Raw genomic sequence first — 15,455 nt, 5'->3', positions numbered from 1 at the left:
ACAATTTCTGTTATTTAAAAATGTCTTTGATCACTTCTAAATAAGCTCTTCCCCATTTTCTACTAGGTTCCAGATAATTACCCTCTGCCCATTCATTCCACGCATTTATAAAGAATAGGTTTTCTTCTTTACTGTAAGGCTTGAATAACTTTAATTTTTCTTTAATCCAATGTTTAAATAATTCAGGTGTTGAGTCTTTTAATATGAGATAATCTTTAGACCTTCTGGCTGTATTGTCAAAGCCTGGACAAGCACATCTATAGAATTTGTAATTTATTTTGTCAGCTTTGTCATAAGTAATATCTGTTTCAATAAAATCTGAGTATTCTATAATATCCCCACTCGGTTTTTCCTGTCCTACTGTTTTTTTGAATTTTAATTTTTTAGACCAATGGTCGTAACTTTGTTTAATTGTAGCAAGACTGATTTCATTTCTTAAAGTTTTATAATTCTGCTTTTTAATTAAATACTCTTGACGCCTAGAGTCACTTAAAATTTTAACTCCGGAATGAGGTTGAAACTCAATACTTGCGTCAATATTTTCTGACATATATTTTTCGCCTCTTTCACCAAAGCTTTCAAATCTGGTAATATAAAGTTCTACATCATGCTTTCTTGCTTCTTCTCTCCAGATTTCTGCCACTTTATCAAAATTGGGAATTTTAGTAGTTCTATAAACTGCAAAAGCAGCCTTTCCGTCAATTTTTATATATCTTTTATCTTTAAAGAAAGGGATAAGGTATCGAATATGAGCAATATGATCTTCCATATTGTAATCTTGTTCCATCAATACATTTTTTTCACCACCATCCCATACTCTTGTCCAGTTTTCATTAGCCCAGCATAACATGAAGGGAAAGTCTTCTTCCAGATTTTTTAATTTTTCTTCTATAGGTCTTTCCATTAGGAGTTTCCCATTAAACCAATAATGATAATAACAGAAACCATAAAAACCATATTCTTTTGCCAGTTTTTCTTGCTCCAATCTACAATCTGCGAGACGAAGGTCATAGAATCCCAGATCTGTAGGAAGATGCGGCTGGTAATGCCCTTCATAAAGAGGACGAGCTTTGGTTACATTAGTCCATTCTGTAAAGCCTTTTCCCCACCAATTATCATTTTCCGGGAATGGATGAAATTGAGGTAAGTGTATGGCAATTGGTCTTAATTTCATATTGCGTTTATTTATATAAATTTGAAATAAGTCGTTGAAATAAATTCAGTTTTTTAGGAGTGTATTTTCTATATAGTTTTTTTATGTACTGTTTTTGAGAAATATTTGTTTCTATCATAATATTTGAAATATCATTGCCTCCTGATGTAATTCCTACCTGTTGTTGCTGGTGTATTCTGTAATCAATTAGACATTCATTCATATATCTAAGCCCATTTAATCCTGCAGCATTTACTGCAAGCCAGCAATCATGATAATAACCTTTAGGTATATCAAATGGTAAAGTATCTTTTAATAGTTTTCGAGAGATCATTACAGTGGCTCCCGTTACGTAGTTTTTGTTATGTACCAAATCTTCAAAAGCATTTTCATTATTCAGCCACTTTTTTCTTATTTCGGGATTAAATTTCCATTTTTCCCACAAAGAGCTTTCTAGATTGGAATCATTTTCATCAACTAACTGTCCATCTGTAAAAAGTAGTAGTGTTTCAGAATTTTGAGCTATAAAATTCAGCATTTTTTCTACTTTGTTTTTTTTCCACATATCATCTTGATCAGATAAAAAAAGCCAATCACCACTGCAAAGAGATACTGCTTTTTCAAAATTTTTAATGGTGCGAAGGCTGCTCTCATTAATAAAAATTTTAATATTTATATCAGGATGTGTTTTAATGAAATTTTCTATAATTTGTACTGTATTATCGCTTGACCGATCATCACAAATAATAATTTCATCAGGAACAATAGTCTGATTGATAATGCTTAGTAATTGTTTTTCTATATAGCGAGAGCCATTATATGTGCATAATGCTACGGATAATTTCATGATAATTTATCTTGAGTTTGCTATTCCTATCTTTTTGCAAAGCTTGATTTTCAATATTTTTAAAATGCTACTAAAACTAATTATCTTTTCCAAAAATCTATAGTCTTTTATATTAGATTCTAGTATTTCTTTTGCCTCAATAGGTTTTATAATAGCAGCATAATAATTGTCATATTGTTTTTTTAGGCTTTCAAAAACTGGTTTGTTTTCTTTGAAGTACTCCAAAAGGAATTTTAAGGAAAAAATAGTATTTATAAGTTTATAGACTGTGCTTTTAGAGCTCCAAATTCCGCTTCCAACTCTGTACACAGCCATTTCATCTGGGAAATATTTTATCAGACCATAAGCAGCATTAAGTAGGTGCAGAGGATAGTCTCCGATGGGAGAGTACTTAAACCATTCAGGAAGTTCTTCAAAATTTTTCCTGAAAACAACTGAAGGAGTATGTATAAAATTACCTTTTGCTAAATCCAATATTGTATATGTTTCTTCTTTTGAAGGACTGCTTATTATTTCATTTTCAGAACCACCTGTTTCTTGTACTTTATGGAATGTGATACTATATGTAGGATTTTGCTCTAAAAAATCAACTTGCTTTTGAAGCTTTAAAGGGTTTGTCCAATAATCATCCCCTTCGCAAACTGCTATATACTTGCCTTTTGCTTGAGAGATAGTCCATGCAAAGTTGGGAATAGCACCTTTATTTTTAGTGTGTCTTATATATTTGATCCAGTGTCCATTAGGGTGTGTTTCTATAATGTTCTGAACAACATCTTTAGTATTATCCGGAGAACAATCATCAGTTACAATGAGTTCTATTTCAAAATTTGCTTTTTGAGATAAAACCCCTAATATAGCTTCTGAAATAAATTTTTCTTGGCCATAGTTGGGCATTGAGACAGTAACTAGAAAATCTTTTTTCATTTTGTATTTAATCTTTAGAAGCTTCAATATTAATTGATATGAAAACTTTTTTTCCGCTTTTAGGATCAATAAAGTAAGCATTTTTAAAGCTTTTATGAGAAAGAGCTCTCAGTTTATTTATAAATTGCCCGGTAGTTGTCTGTTCTTGTAAGTCAATCTTACAGAGATTGTTAAAGTCTTTCTTTAAAAAAATGTTTCCTTCGTTTTCTGGAAAAAAAGTTTCGTACGTATTATTTAATATAGCTTCTACATTCTTATTAAACAATTCAATCTCTTTTTCCAGAATCTTATCATATAAACTTCCGGATGTATCATCAATACTTTTCTCTACAAATGCTCTGTCAATAATAGGGCCATGATCAAGTTTATTGTCTATTTCATGAATTGTGGCTCCTATAGGAAGATTATGAAGAATAGAAAAAACTTGTGGATACCAGCCTCTATTTATGGGATTATATCCTGGATGAATATTAATACACTTAACTCGATCGATCAGATTGTTGGGGAAAAACTGTTTACAATGGATTGATAGTACAAGATCATATTTGTCTGTAATATGATGAATGTCATTTTCATTTTTTAAATCCAAAATAAATACCTCAGACTTAATAAAGCCCTTAAAGTCATTAATTGTAGAAAAAGGGCTGATGGCGAAATTTACATTTTGTTCATCGTTTAGTTTTTCTATAAGTATATTTTCTAGTTTTTTACACAGAAATGCATTATCTGAAATCACTAAAATATTGTTAAACATAATCTTAATTATTTTGGATTCTTAACAGCAGTCTAGCAATAAGTTCAACCTCTTCAAAAGTCATATCATAATAAAGAGGAAGACATAAAGCCCTTTTAGCAATATCTTCAGTAATAGGTAATTCTAATTTTGGAAGATAAGGTAAAGCAGATGCCAAACTGGGATAAAAATATCTTCGCGTAAAGATTTCCTGACTATCCATTTCTTTTTTTAGTTTTAATAAAAGTTCCTCACTCTCTAAAACAATAGGGTAATAAGAATAATTCTCTGTAGCTTTAGAATGCCAAAGAGGCTTGACAGCCTTTAGAGTCTTAAGCTTTTCATCATACAAAGCAGTAAGAGCTTTTCTTTTTTTATGTATTTGGCTGATATATTTTAGATTAGCTAAACCCATAGCAGCATGAAATTCAGAGTTTTTACCATTCAATCCTAATTCGGAAAAAGAATCGAATCCAGAAATTCCAAAGTTTCTGATATGTGCCAGTTTTTTTAATAACTTGGGATTTTTTGTAACAATTAAGCCACCTTCAATACTGTGATAAAGTTTAGTTGCGTGAAGAGAACAAGTGGAAATATCACCATATTCAAAAATAGACTTCCCATTTATTTCTATCCCAAAAGCATGAGCAGCGTCATAAATTACTTTTAAATTATGTTTTCTGGCAATAATATCTATTGCTTCAACATCACAAGGATTTCCGTATACATGAGTGGCAAGAATTGCAGTTGTTTTTTCTGTAATTGCAGCTTCAATTTTTAAAGGATCTATACATAAGCTTTTAGGATCTATATCTACAAAGACCGGAGTGCAACCTTCCCATACAATAGAACTGGTAGTCGCTATAAATGAAAATGGTGTTGTGATTACTTCTCCTGTAATTTCGAGAGCTTTGATAGCCATTTGTATTGCAACTGTACCGTTGGTAACAAATAATAAATGATTTAATTTGAGATGATCTTTAAGCTCCATTTCCAGTTGGCTGGCCAAAGGCCCCATATTGGTAAGCCAGTTCCTTTTCCAGATACCTTCTAAATATTGATTATATTCTTCTTTCGGCGGAAGAAAGGGTTGGGTAATAGGAATCATAATAAATTTTTTAGTGTAAAGTTATGATATTTTCACTATCGAGCTCAAATGGTATCCATTGCTCTTTTTCTCCACTTACCATAAATTCAAGAATGTTGTTAATCCGAAGATAAGGTGATTCTGTAGTGGGTTCATATAATCCTACATCCAGGATATATTTTCCAAGTGTAAAAAGAGGATTTTTAATCACAGTTTTGTAAGTGATTTTTGTGGCTTGATCTATATTCTCTTTATATTCTTTTACAAAAATTCCTGCAATTGGTTTTTGTTCTTTATCCTTGAACTCCATATATAACATAGGTAATTCTGTGAAAGGCTTGTTAATTTTGAATTCGAAAGTGAGGCTGAAGTCCTGATGACGATGTATTTGGTTATTTAAAAGATCTGTTTGCACAGCACTTAATGCAAAAGTTTCATCATCATACACTTTATTTTGACTATTGTTTGAAAATTTATTGTAATAAAGTTGTATTCCTTTTCCTATTTCTTTTCCTTGGTATTCAACTTTACCATGATCCATTAGGATTATTTCATTACATATCCTTGATATCATTGGCATGCTATGAGATACAAAGATAACAGCGGTATGGGGGAGTAATTCATCAATTTTACTAAAACATTTTAAAACAAAGCCTAGATCCCCAACTGCTAATACCTCATCGATGATCAATATATCCGGTTCAAGATGGGCTGCAACAGCAAATCCCAAACGTACTTTCATTCCTGAAGAGTAATTTTGTACAGATGTGTCTATAAAATCTCTTATCTCTGAAAAATCGATTATAGACTGCATTTTATCCTCAACTTCTTTTTTAGTAAATCCTAAAATAGAGGCATTGTTATATATATTTTCCCTACCTGTAAGTATTGGATTAAAGCCAGCGCCTAATTCTATTAGGGCTCCTATTTTTCCTTTCATTATAATCTGTCCTTTATCAGGTGTATATAAGCCGTTAAGAACTTTTAAAAGTGTAGATTTTCCAGCTCCATTATGACCAATCAGACCAATACATTCCCCTCTTCTTAGCTCAAAGCTGACGTCGCTTACTGCCCAAAATTCTTGTGGACGGAGTTCTTTATTTATTGATAATCCCAGTGTACTACGGATAATATCCGAAGCTCCATATTTAAGTGACTTTTTCAGGTTTTTACTGAATTTTTTAGATACATTTTGTACTGATACTAATATTTCTTTATCTTTTTTCATTATCCTCCAATTTTCTCAATAACTATCGGCATTGATTTTCTGAAAATAACCAAGCCGATTAATAAAACAATAAAGCTGATAGCTGTTAAAATGATTGCGAATACCAAAGATTGTACTTCTACTCCCACTAATGTATTTCTAGTATCATTAATCAGATAGGTTAAAGGATTTAGTTTGAACAAGACTTTAAAAAATCCTACTCTAGGTGTGGCAAATACAACGGGTGTCAGATACATTAAAAAAGGAACTCCAGTAGTGAGTACTTTACTTATATCTGTATAGATTAATCCTAAAGGAGTAATAATTATTCCAATAGCAAAAGCAAAAATTATTAAGGCTATAATATAAAAAGGAAAAAGAAGCAAATTCCATGAAGGTACAATCTGGTATACAATTAAAACGCCAATAACAGGTATCATTTTTATCGCTAAATTGAAAAGAGTAGTGTACAACCCTTTCATTAATAAGGCTTCTTTTGGGAAGTTTATTTTGGAAATAATTGCTCTTCCTGCATTTACTGAGTTTATCGGAGTCTGGACTGCTTCGGCAAAGATATTCCATATTGTGGTGCCTAAAATAACAAAAACAGGATAAGGTATTCCTCCTGGTATATTTACATTTACTACTCCAGAGCCATTTAAAAATAGCCAGATTAGAGAATTGATAATTACCGGTGCTAATATCCAAAAGAACCCTAATAAAGATTGCCTATGTTGAGATTGTATATCTCTTTTAGTCATTTGATAGGCTAAAAAATTAGAGGATTTAATATCTCTGTAAATTGATTTGAGCTCTTGGAAAAAATGTGTTTTTTTATCAGATGTGTAAACTACGGTTTTCAAAGTAGATTTTTTTCAAATTTATAATAATTAATTTGATTCCTGGTTTTGGGTGTTGTGAAATATTATTCATATAAACAGTAAAATAATAATAAATATCAATATATTTGATATTATACATAAAAATTATTAGTTGAAATATTGCTAGTGTATGAAATTTATAAATTACATTGTTATTTGCCGACGAGTTTTTTTAAATACTCACCATATCCGCTTTTTCCATACTTTAGCGCAGTTTCCAATAGTTTTTCTTCATTAATGAACTTATTCCTGAAAGCAATTTCCTCGATACATCCAATTTTAAAGCCTTGTCTTTTTTCAATAACGCTTACAAACTCTGATGCATCGTGAAGAGAATCAAATGTTCCGGTGTCCAACCAGGCAGTTCCTCTATCTAAAACACCCACTTCAAGTTTACCTTTTTTTAGATAAACATTATTAACATCTGTGATTTCAAGCTCACCTCGTGCGGAAGGTTGTATGTTTTTAGCAATTTCAACTACTTCATTATCATAAAAATATAGACCTGGAACAGCATAATTTGATTTTGGATGAGTAGGCTTCTCTTCAATAGATACAGCTTTAAGCTCTTGATCAAATTCAACAACACCATATCTTTCAGGATCAGAAACGTGATAAGCAAAAACAACACCACCGTTTGGATTGGTTTTATTTTTCAGTAATGTTCCCATTTCTGACCCATAGAAAATATTATCACCTAATACCAGGGCTGCCGAATTGTTCCCAATGAATGAATCTCCTAAAATAAATGCTTGTGCAAGACCATCCGGAATTGGCTGTACAACATATTCTATATTGCATCCAATTTGGGAGCCATCACCTAAAAGCTTAATAAAGCCTTCCTGATCATGAGGAGTTGTAATAATAAGTATATCTTTTATTCCCGCTAATAATAATGTTGAAAGAGGGTAGTAGATCATCGGTTTATCATAAACCGGCATCAACTGCTTACTTACAGCAATGGTAAGGGGATAGAGTCTTGTTCCGGAACCTCCGGCAAGTATGATACCTTTCATCTGTTTATTTTTTTATTGGATATTAGTTTTAATTATATTGTGTTTCGTAATACTTCTGATAATCTCCACTTGTGACATTTTCTAGCCACTCTTTATTATCAAGATACCATTCAATTGTTTTTCCTAAACCTTCCTCAAATGTTACAGATGGCTTCCATCCTAAATCGTGATTAAGTTTGGTTGCATCAATAGCGTAGCGCTTGTCGTGTCCTGGTCTGTCTTTTACAAAAGTGATTAATTTTTCAGAATAGCCTGCAGGTTTACCAAGTTTTGCATCCATTTGCGTGATAAGTTCTTTCACTAAATCAATATTCTGCCATTCGTTAAAACCTCCTATATTGTAAGTTTCCCCTGTTTTTGCTTCGTTAAATATTTGATGAATTGCTTTGGCGTGATCAATGACAAATAGCCAGTCTCTTGTATATTTTCCATCACCATAAATTGGTAATGGTCTTTCATTAATGATATTAGAAATACAAAGTGGAATCAATTTTTCCGGAAAGTGATTAGGGCCGTAATTGTTGGAACAGTTTGATACAATAAAAGGCATTCCATAGGTATTTCCATATGATCTTACTAAATGATCAGAGGCTGCTTTAGAAGCAGAATATGGAGACTGCGGATCATATGATGTTGTTTCTAGAAAAAAACCTGTCTCGCCTAAGCTTCCGTAAACTTCATCAGTTGATACATGATAGAACAAATTTTTTCGAGGCTCATTTGGAAATCTTCCATGAGTGTGATCTGGATTTAATGTCCAGAACTCTTTGCATAGATTAAGAAGATTAGCTGTACCATTGACATTGGTATTGATAAATGCCATGGGATCTGTTATACTTCTATCAACATGGCTTTCTGCTGCTAAATGTATTACTGCGTCTGGTCTGTACTTTTCAAAAACCGGTCTTAATTCTTCAGGTTTTGTGATGTCAGCTTTTTCGAAAACATAATTAGGCTCGTTTTCGATATCCTTTAAGTTTTCTAAATTTCCGGCATAAGTAAGAGCATCTAGGTTGATGATCTTAACATCCGGATTATTTTTTACGAATTCTCTTACAACATGTGAGCCGATGAAACCGGCTCCTCCTGTAATAATTATATTTTTCATTTTAATATTTTGAAAAAGAAGTTAGTGTTAAAGATATTAAAAGTATTCATAATAAAAAGAAATACTCTATATTAAAATAAAGGATTCTGTTTGTTTTTGTATTTACATTTTTTATTAATAAAATATAATATAAACAGATCAGAGTAATTTAATTTCTATGATTTGATAATTGTAGATCAGTTATTTGGAGATTGTTTTTCTTCCTATACTCTTATAGTAAAATCCATTTTGCTCAGGTATTTCTAATGGGTACATATTTCTTCCGTCGAAAATAGCTTTATTGTTCATTTTTTTAGCCATTAATTCGAAATTCGGGTTTTTAAATTCTGGCCATTCTGTTGCAATAAATAATGCATCTGCTCCTTCTAAAGCTTCGTACATTGTTTTTGCATATTGAATCTGGTCTCCCATTAATTTTTGAACATTGGCTTCCGCAACCAGGTCGTAAGCAATAATCTCTGCTCCTTTCTTCAGTAATAAATTAATATTGTCTAAAGAAGATGCTTCTCTTATATCATCGGTGTTAGCTTTAAAAGCCAATCCCCATATAGCGATTTTTTTTCCTTTTAGATTCCCATTAAAATATTTTTCAATTTCTGAAACGAGAATTACTTTTTGAGCAATATTTACATTTTCAGTTGCTTCTAGGATCTGGAAATTAAAGTCTTCCTGTTTTCCGGATTTTATTAAAGCTTTTACATCTTTTGGGAAACAGCTTCCTCCATATCCTATTCCCGGAAATAAGAAACGGTGTCCTATTCTGTCATCACTTCCCATTCCCAGTCTTACCTTGTCTACATCTGCTCCAACTTTTTCACAGTAGTTGGCAATCTCATTCATAAATGTGATTTTCACTGCTAAAAAAGAATTGGCTGCATATTTAGTAAGTTCAGAGGATTTTTCATCCATAAAAATGATAGGGATTCCTGTATTGGTAAAGGGCTGGTAAATTTTAGACATGATTTCCTTTGCTCTCTCTGAACCTGATCCGACTACTACTCTTGCAGGATTCATGGAGTCTTCTACTGCAAAACCTTCTCTCAAAAATTCGGGATTAGAAACTACGTCAAATGGGATACTTGTTTTTGAAGATATTACTTCTTTTACTTTATCTGCTGTTCCTACAGGGACTGTACTTTTATTAACAAAGACCTTGTATTCAGTCATCATTTCTCCAATGTCATTAGCCACCTTCAATACATAGGAAAGATCTGCTGAGCCATCTTCTCCGGGAGGAGTAGGTAGTGCAAGATAGACTACTTCGCTCTTGTCCAGAGCTTCTTTTAAATTAGTGGTGAAAAATAATCTTTGAGATTGAATGTTTCTATGGAACATTTCCTCAAGATTCGGCTCGTAAATGGGAACAATGCCATTTTTCATTCCTTCTACTTTTTTTTCATCAATATCAACACAGTATACTGAATTGCCAAGTTCCGCCAGGGTGGTTCCTGTAACCAGTCCTACATAACCTGTTCCTACAATTGTTATATTCAAAATGTATGTTTTTAAAATTCAGGACAAAAATAATAAAAATACTTTCATGTCTCTCTAAATTATTGTTAATAGATTGTAAGGTTATTGACCTGATAATAAGATGATTTTGCTTTTTTAGAAAAAAAATATTATATTTGCAAAGGATTTACGGAAAAAAATGGGAAGGCTTCGGAAGAAAGCCTTTTTTCGTACGGGTAGACCAAGATAAAATTTATGGAGTTTAGAAAGCAAATTGAAGAATTATTAAATGAATTCCTTGAGACCAGAAAAGATTTATTTCTTATTGATTTAAAGTTTTCTGCAGGGGATGATATTACAGTGATTTTAGATGGGGATAATGGAGTTTCTTTGCAAGACTGTCTTGATGCAAGTCGTGCTATAGAATTCAATATGGATCGTGAAGAGCATGATTTTAGCCTTCAGGTAATGTCTGCCGGATTAAGTGAACCATTGTCAACTCCAAGACAATTTAATAAAAATTTGGGAAGAGATATTGAGGTTGTACTTGAAGACTCTTCTAAAATAGAAGGTGAATTGTCAAAAGTAGATGAAGAGAAAATCACACTTATTTTACGTTACCGAAAACCAAAAGATATTGGAAAGGGTAAAGTAGATGTGGAAGAGGAAAAGGAAATTCCTTACTCTGAGATTAAAAAAGCATTAGTAGCAATTAAATTTTAAAAAGAAAAAAGAATAAATGGATAATATAGCGTTGATTGAATCCTTTGGTGATTTTAAAGACGAAAAAGGGATCAGTAAGATTGATCTTATGGCAATTATTGAAGACTCACTGAAAACTCTTTTGAGAAAAAGATTTGATTCAGATGATCATTTTGATGTGATTGTGAATCCTGATAAAGGAGATTTTCAGATATTTTTAAATAAAACAATTGTAGAAGATGAAATGTCGGAAGATGATGATTTGGAAATTGAAATTTCTGAAGCAAAGAAAATCGACCCGACTTTTGAAGTAGGAGAAGATTTCACAATGGAAATTCCTGTTGCGCAGTTAGGAAGAAGAAATATCTTAACTTTGAAACAGATTTTAGCTACAAAATTACAAGAGCATAACAATGCAATGTTGTATGAGCAGTTTAGAGATAGAATTGGAGAAATTGTTGTAGGAGAGATTCACCATATTCGTCACAAGCATGTAATTTTGCTGGATGATGAAGGTAATGAATTTATATTGCCAAAAGAAAATCAGATTCCTTCAGACTTCTTTAAAAAAGGAGAGAACATCAGAGCTATTGTGGAAACAGTAGACTTTAAAGGCTCTAAGCCACAAATTATTATTTCAAGAACTGCACCTAAATTTCTGGAGAAATTATTAGAACTTGAAATTCCTGAAATCCAGGATGGAACGATTATGCTGAAAAAAGTAGTAAGAATTCCTGGAGAGAAAGCAAAAATTGCAGTAGATGCTTATGATGACAGAATTGATCCTGTAGGAGCTTGTGTGGGAGTTAAAGGATCCAGAATTCATGGTGTTGTCAGAGAGTTGAAAAATGAAAATATTGATGTTATTCAGTGGTCTAAAAATCCTGAAATTTTAGTGAAAAGAGCATTAGGAAATGTTACGATCAATAAAATTGACATCAACGAGAACAGTAGTTATGCATTAGTTTATACACCTGTAGAAGAGATTTCTAAAGTAATTGGAAAGCAAGGTCAGAATATCAGACTCGCTTCTTGGTTGACAGGATATGAAATCGATGTGTATAGAGAATCTAGCGAGGATGACGATGTTGAATTAAGAGAATTTAATGACGATATCGAGCAGTGGATTTTGGATGAATTTAAGAAAGTAGGTCTTACTACTGCGAAATCGGTATTAGATAAAGATACTGAAAGTCTTTTAAACATGGTAGACTTGGAAGAGGAAACTATTGAAGATGTAAAGCGCATTCTGAGAGAAGAATTTGAAGATTAAGATTTTAAATAAATTTTAATAAAAAGTAAAAAAGAAATACTTTAATTTTAAGAATTAAAAAATAGTAAATAATATAAATGCCAAAAATAAGATTAAATAAAGCGGTTAAGGAATTCAACATTTCGATGTCCAGATTAGTAGAGTTTTTACAGTCAAGGGGTTTCGAAGTTGAAAGCAATCCTAACGCTCAATTAGAAGAAGCGGCATATTCTGCATTGGAAGCTGAGTTTGCTAAGGATGGCGAACAACGTAAAGCTTCCCATGAGGTGGTGATCACAAAGGTTCCGGAAGAAAAGCTGGAGATTGAAGAAAAGAAAACCCCTGAAGTAATAAGAGCTAAAGCTAATAAACCAGAAACTAAAATCTTAGGTAAAATAGATTTGGATTCTAAAAAACCTGAAGTTGAGGAAACTCCTGAGGTACCTGTAGTTCCTGTGGCACCGATTGAAGAGAAGAAAGAAGAGATCATACCGGAACCTGAAGTTAAATCAACTCCCGAAAAACAGGAATTTAAAGTTTTGGATAAAATAGATCTATCTCAAATAGAATCGAGAAATAGACCAGTTAAAAAAGATAAACCAAAAGTGGAGGAGAAAAAAGCTGAAGAAAAACCAATTGAAGTTGTGAAAGAAACTCCAAAACCAGTTGTTGAAACTGAAACTAAACCAGTTGTTGAGGTAAAAGAAGAACCTCAGAAAAATGATGATCAACCTCAAGAGCCTCAGAAAATTGAGACAGTTTATCAAAAATTAGATGGTCCTAAAATTGTCGGAGAAAAAATTGATTTAACTCAATTTGCTCCGAAGCCTAATTCTGGTGCAAAAAAGAAAAGAAAGAGAATTGAAAAACCAGGGGGTGGTCCTAACCAACAAAACTCTGGTAATAATCAACAATCTGGAAATAATAACCAAGGTGGACAAGGAAACCGCCCTCAAGGTCAAGGTGGTCCTGGAGGAAACCGTCCTCAGGGGCAAGGTGGACAAGGAAACCGTCCTCAAGGTCAGGGTGGTCCTGGAGGAAACCGTCCATATGGTAACAATCAAGGAAATCGTCCGCCAGGTCAGGGTGGTGGCTTTAAAAAAGGTCCTAATAACAGACCAGGTCAAAGAACAATGCCTGTTGAGTTAACAGATGAACAAGTTAAAAACCAAATTAAGGAAACTCTTGAAAAGTTAACCAATAAAGGAGGTAAATCTAAATCTGCTAAACACAGAAAAGATAAAAGAACATTCCGTAGAGAGCAGGATGAACGTCAGCAAGAGATCGATGCTCAAGACAGAACATTAAAGGTTACTGAGTTCATTACTGTAGGTGAGTTGGCTAGTTTAATGAATGTTTCCCCTACAGAGGTTATTTCTGCTTGTTTCTCATTAGGTGTTATGGTTACCATGAACCAAAGATTGGAAGCTGATACTTTATTATTGGTTGCAGATGAATTTGGTTATAAAATAGAATTCTCAGATGCTGATCTTGAAGAAATAGAGGCTGAAGAGGATATGGATACAGAGGAGGATCTTTCTCCAAGAGCACCTATTGTAACGGTAATGGGTCACGTAGATCACGGTAAAACGTCTTTACTTGACTACATCAGAAAAACAAATGTTATTGCTGGTGAGTCAGGAGGTATTACACAGCATATTGGAGCATACAATGTAAAATTAGAAAACGGACAAAGAATAACATTCTTAGATACACCAGGTCACGAAGCGTTTACAGCGATGAGAGCCAGAGGTGCTCAGATCACGGATATTGCAATTATTGTAATTGCTGCAGACGATGATGTAATGCCTCAAACAAGAGAAGCAATTTCTCACGCGCAGGCTGCAGGTGTACCAATGATTATTGCGTTGAATAAAGTTGATAGACCGTCAGCAAATCCTGATAACGTTCGTCAACAACTTTCTGGGATGAATATCTTAGTAGAAGAATGGGGAGGAAATGTTCAGTCACAGGAAATTTCAGCTAAGTTTGGTAATAATATGGATGTTTTATTGGAAAAAGTATTACTTCAGGCTGAAATGCTTGACTTAAAGGCTAATCCAGATAGAAATGCACAAGGGGTTGTTATTGAAGCTTCGTTAGATAAAGGAAGAGGATATGTTGCTACCATGTTAGTACAATCAGGAACTTTGAAAGTTGGAGATTATGTACTTGCAGGTAAAAACCACGGTAAGGTTAAAGCAATGCTTGATGAAAGAGGCAGAAATCTTACAGAAGCTGGTCCTTCGATTCCGGTAACTATTTTAGGTCTTGATGGAGCGCCTACGGCAGGTGATAAGTTTAAAGTATATGAAGATGAAAGTGAAGCGAAAACTATTGCTAATAAGAGAGAGCAGCTTCAGAGAGAACTTTCGATAAGAACTAAAAAGCATACTACTCTTGAAGAATTGGGTAGAAGGATTGCTCTTGGTGAGTTTAGAGAATTAAACATTATCCTTAAAGGAGATGTGGATGGTTCTGTTGAGGCATTATCAGATCAGTTACAAAGACTTTCTACTGAAGAAATCAACGTAAATATCTTGCATAAAGGGGTAGGTCAGATTACAGAATCTGATGTTAACCTTGCTACTGCTTCAGATGCTATTATTATAGGATTTAATGTAAGAGCTGGTGGTAATGCAAAAGAACTTGCAGATAAAGAAGAGATTGAAATCAGAACGTATTCTGTCATCTATGCTGCTATCGAAGAAGTGAAAGAAGCAATGGAGGGAATGCTTTCTCCTGAAATTAAAGAACAGGTTATTGGTAATGTTGAGATTAGAGAAGTATTCAAAATTTCTAAAGTCGGAAGTATTGCCGGATGTATGGTTCTTTCAGGAAAAGTAACAAGAAACTCAAAAGTAAGAGTTTTGAGAGATGGAATCGTTAAATTTGATGGAGAACTTGAAAGTTTGAAACGTTTTAAAGATGATGTGAAGGAAGTAACTAAAGGTTACGAATGTGGACTGAATTTAAAAGGATATAATGATATTGAAATTGGCGATATTCTTGAAGTTTACGAAGAAGTTGCAGTGAAGAAGAAATTGAAATAAATTTCTTTCTTATATAATTAAAAAAATCCACTTTGTAAAA

Annotated in this window: 13 protein-coding genes; 3 read left to right on the top strand and 10 right to left on the bottom strand. The window is 33.0% G+C overall.

Features of this window, described 5'->3' with window-relative positions; genetic code table 11:
- Positions 1–10 precede the first annotated feature (10 nt).
- The 10 genes from CJF12_RS12620 to CJF12_RS12575 form a co-directional block, all read right to left on the bottom strand.
- The gene (locus tag CJF12_RS12620) at positions 11–1,174 is read right to left on the bottom strand and encodes a glycoside hydrolase family 99-like domain-containing protein (RefSeq protein ID WP_034680430.1); all 1,164 of its coding nucleotides are present in this window, start codon (positions 1,172–1,174) and stop codon (positions 11–13) included.
- A 7-nt stretch (positions 1,175–1,181) separates the two neighbouring features.
- Positions 1,182–2,000: a glycosyltransferase family 2 protein gene (locus CJF12_RS12615; protein WP_051887134.1), complete on the bottom strand. Its 819-nt coding sequence runs from the start codon at positions 1,998–2,000 to the stop codon at positions 1,182–1,184.
- A 6-nt stretch (positions 2,001–2,006) separates the two neighbouring features.
- Complete coding sequence (locus CJF12_RS12610) at positions 2,007–2,924, bottom strand: glycosyltransferase family 2 protein (RefSeq protein ID WP_157759858.1); 918 nt, start codon at positions 2,922–2,924, stop codon at positions 2,007–2,009.
- Between the two features lie 7 nt (positions 2,925–2,931).
- The gene (locus tag CJF12_RS12605) at positions 2,932–3,678 is read right to left on the bottom strand and encodes a dTDP-4-amino-4,6-dideoxyglucose formyltransferase (protein WP_034680426.1); all 747 of its coding nucleotides are present in this window, start codon (positions 3,676–3,678) and stop codon (positions 2,932–2,934) included.
- A gap of 4 nt (positions 3,679–3,682) precedes the next feature.
- Positions 3,683–4,765: a DegT/DnrJ/EryC1/StrS family aminotransferase gene (locus CJF12_RS12600; protein ID WP_034680421.1), complete on the bottom strand. Its 1,083-nt coding sequence runs from the start codon at positions 4,763–4,765 to the stop codon at positions 3,683–3,685.
- Positions 4,766–4,775: 10 nt separating this feature from the next.
- Positions 4,776–5,972 (bottom strand): ABC transporter ATP-binding protein, encoded by a 1,197-nt coding sequence (locus CJF12_RS12595; protein ID WP_034680418.1) that lies wholly within the window; start codon positions 5,970–5,972, stop codon positions 4,776–4,778.
- Entirely contained in the window at positions 5,972–6,814 is an 843-nt protein-coding gene (locus CJF12_RS12590) for an ABC transporter permease (RefSeq protein ID WP_051887132.1), read from the bottom strand. The genes CJF12_RS12595 and CJF12_RS12590 overlap by 1 nt, the downstream gene beginning before the upstream one ends.
- 170 nt (positions 6,815–6,984) lie before the next feature.
- Entirely contained in the window at positions 6,985–7,848 is an 864-nt protein-coding gene (rfbA, locus tag CJF12_RS12585) for a glucose-1-phosphate thymidylyltransferase RfbA (protein WP_034680415.1), read from the bottom strand.
- Between the two features lie 28 nt (positions 7,849–7,876).
- On the bottom strand, positions 7,877–8,956 hold the full coding sequence (rfbB, locus tag CJF12_RS12580; RefSeq protein WP_034680412.1) for a dTDP-glucose 4,6-dehydratase: 1,080 nt from the start codon (positions 8,954–8,956) through the stop codon (positions 7,877–7,879).
- 180 nt (positions 8,957–9,136) lie between these two features.
- Positions 9,137–10,450, bottom strand: a complete 1,314-nt coding sequence (locus CJF12_RS12575; RefSeq protein ID WP_034680410.1) for a UDP-glucose dehydrogenase family protein — start codon at positions 10,448–10,450, stop codon at positions 9,137–9,139.
- Positions 10,451–10,663: 213 nt separating this feature from the next.
- Between CJF12_RS12575 and rimP the strand changes: the two genes are divergently transcribed.
- The 3 genes from rimP to infB all read left to right on the top strand — a co-directional run bounded on the left by rimP (position 10,664) and on the right by infB (position 15,415).
- Positions 10,664–11,131, top strand: a complete 468-nt coding sequence (gene rimP, locus CJF12_RS12570; RefSeq protein WP_034680408.1) for a ribosome assembly cofactor RimP — start codon at positions 10,664–10,666, stop codon at positions 11,129–11,131.
- Positions 11,132–11,147: 16 nt separating this feature from the next.
- A complete protein-coding gene (gene nusA, locus CJF12_RS12565; protein ID WP_034680405.1) occupies positions 11,148–12,383 on the top strand; it encodes a transcription termination factor NusA in 1,236 nt (411 codons plus the stop codon).
- A gap of 77 nt (positions 12,384–12,460) precedes the next feature.
- Positions 12,461–15,415 (top strand): translation initiation factor IF-2, encoded by a 2,955-nt coding sequence (gene infB / locus CJF12_RS12560; RefSeq protein ID WP_034680403.1) that lies wholly within the window; start codon positions 12,461–12,463, stop codon positions 15,413–15,415.
- The last annotated feature ends 40 nt before the right edge of the window (positions 15,416–15,455 follow it).

The sequence above is a fragment of the Chryseobacterium piperi genome (genome assembly GCF_002285635.2).
Classification (GTDB): Bacteria; Bacteroidota; Bacteroidia; order Flavobacteriales; family Weeksellaceae; genus Chryseobacterium; species Chryseobacterium piperi.
This window is presented reverse-complemented; position numbering and strand designations above follow the sequence as displayed.

Excerpts from the sequence above, each read along its gene's own strand:
- CJF12_RS12620 (WP_034680430.1), bottom strand. The coding sequence starts at position 1,174 with ATGAAATTAAGACCAATTGCCATACACTTACCTCAATTTCATCCATTC.
- CJF12_RS12615 (WP_051887134.1), bottom strand. The coding sequence starts at position 2,000 with ATGAAATTATCCGTAGCATTATGCACATATAATGGCTCTCGCTATATA.
- CJF12_RS12610 (WP_157759858.1), bottom strand. The coding sequence starts at position 2,924 with ATGAAAAAAGATTTTCTAGTTACTGTCTCAATGCCCAACTATGGCCAA.
- CJF12_RS12605 (WP_034680426.1), bottom strand. The coding sequence starts at position 3,678 with ATGTTTAACAATATTTTAGTGATTTCAGATAATGCATTTCTGTGTAAA.
- CJF12_RS12600 (WP_034680421.1), bottom strand. The coding sequence starts at position 4,765 with ATGATTCCTATTACCCAACCCTTTCTTCCGCCGAAAGAAGAATATAAT.
- CJF12_RS12595 (WP_034680418.1), bottom strand. The coding sequence starts at position 5,972 with ATGAAAAAAGATAAAGAAATATTAGTATCAGTACAAAATGTATCTAAA.
- rfbA (WP_034680415.1), bottom strand. The coding sequence starts at position 7,848 with ATGAAAGGTATCATACTTGCCGGAGGTTCCGGAACAAGACTCTATCCC.
- rfbB (WP_034680412.1), bottom strand. The coding sequence starts at position 8,956 with ATGAAAAATATAATTATTACAGGAGGAGCCGGTTTCATCGGCTCACAT.
- rimP (WP_034680408.1), top strand. The coding sequence starts at position 10,664 with ATGGAGTTTAGAAAGCAAATTGAAGAATTATTAAATGAATTCCTTGAG.
- nusA (WP_034680405.1), top strand. The coding sequence starts at position 11,148 with ATGGATAATATAGCGTTGATTGAATCCTTTGGTGATTTTAAAGACGAA.
- infB (WP_034680403.1), top strand. The coding sequence starts at position 12,461 with ATGCCAAAAATAAGATTAAATAAAGCGGTTAAGGAATTCAACATTTCG.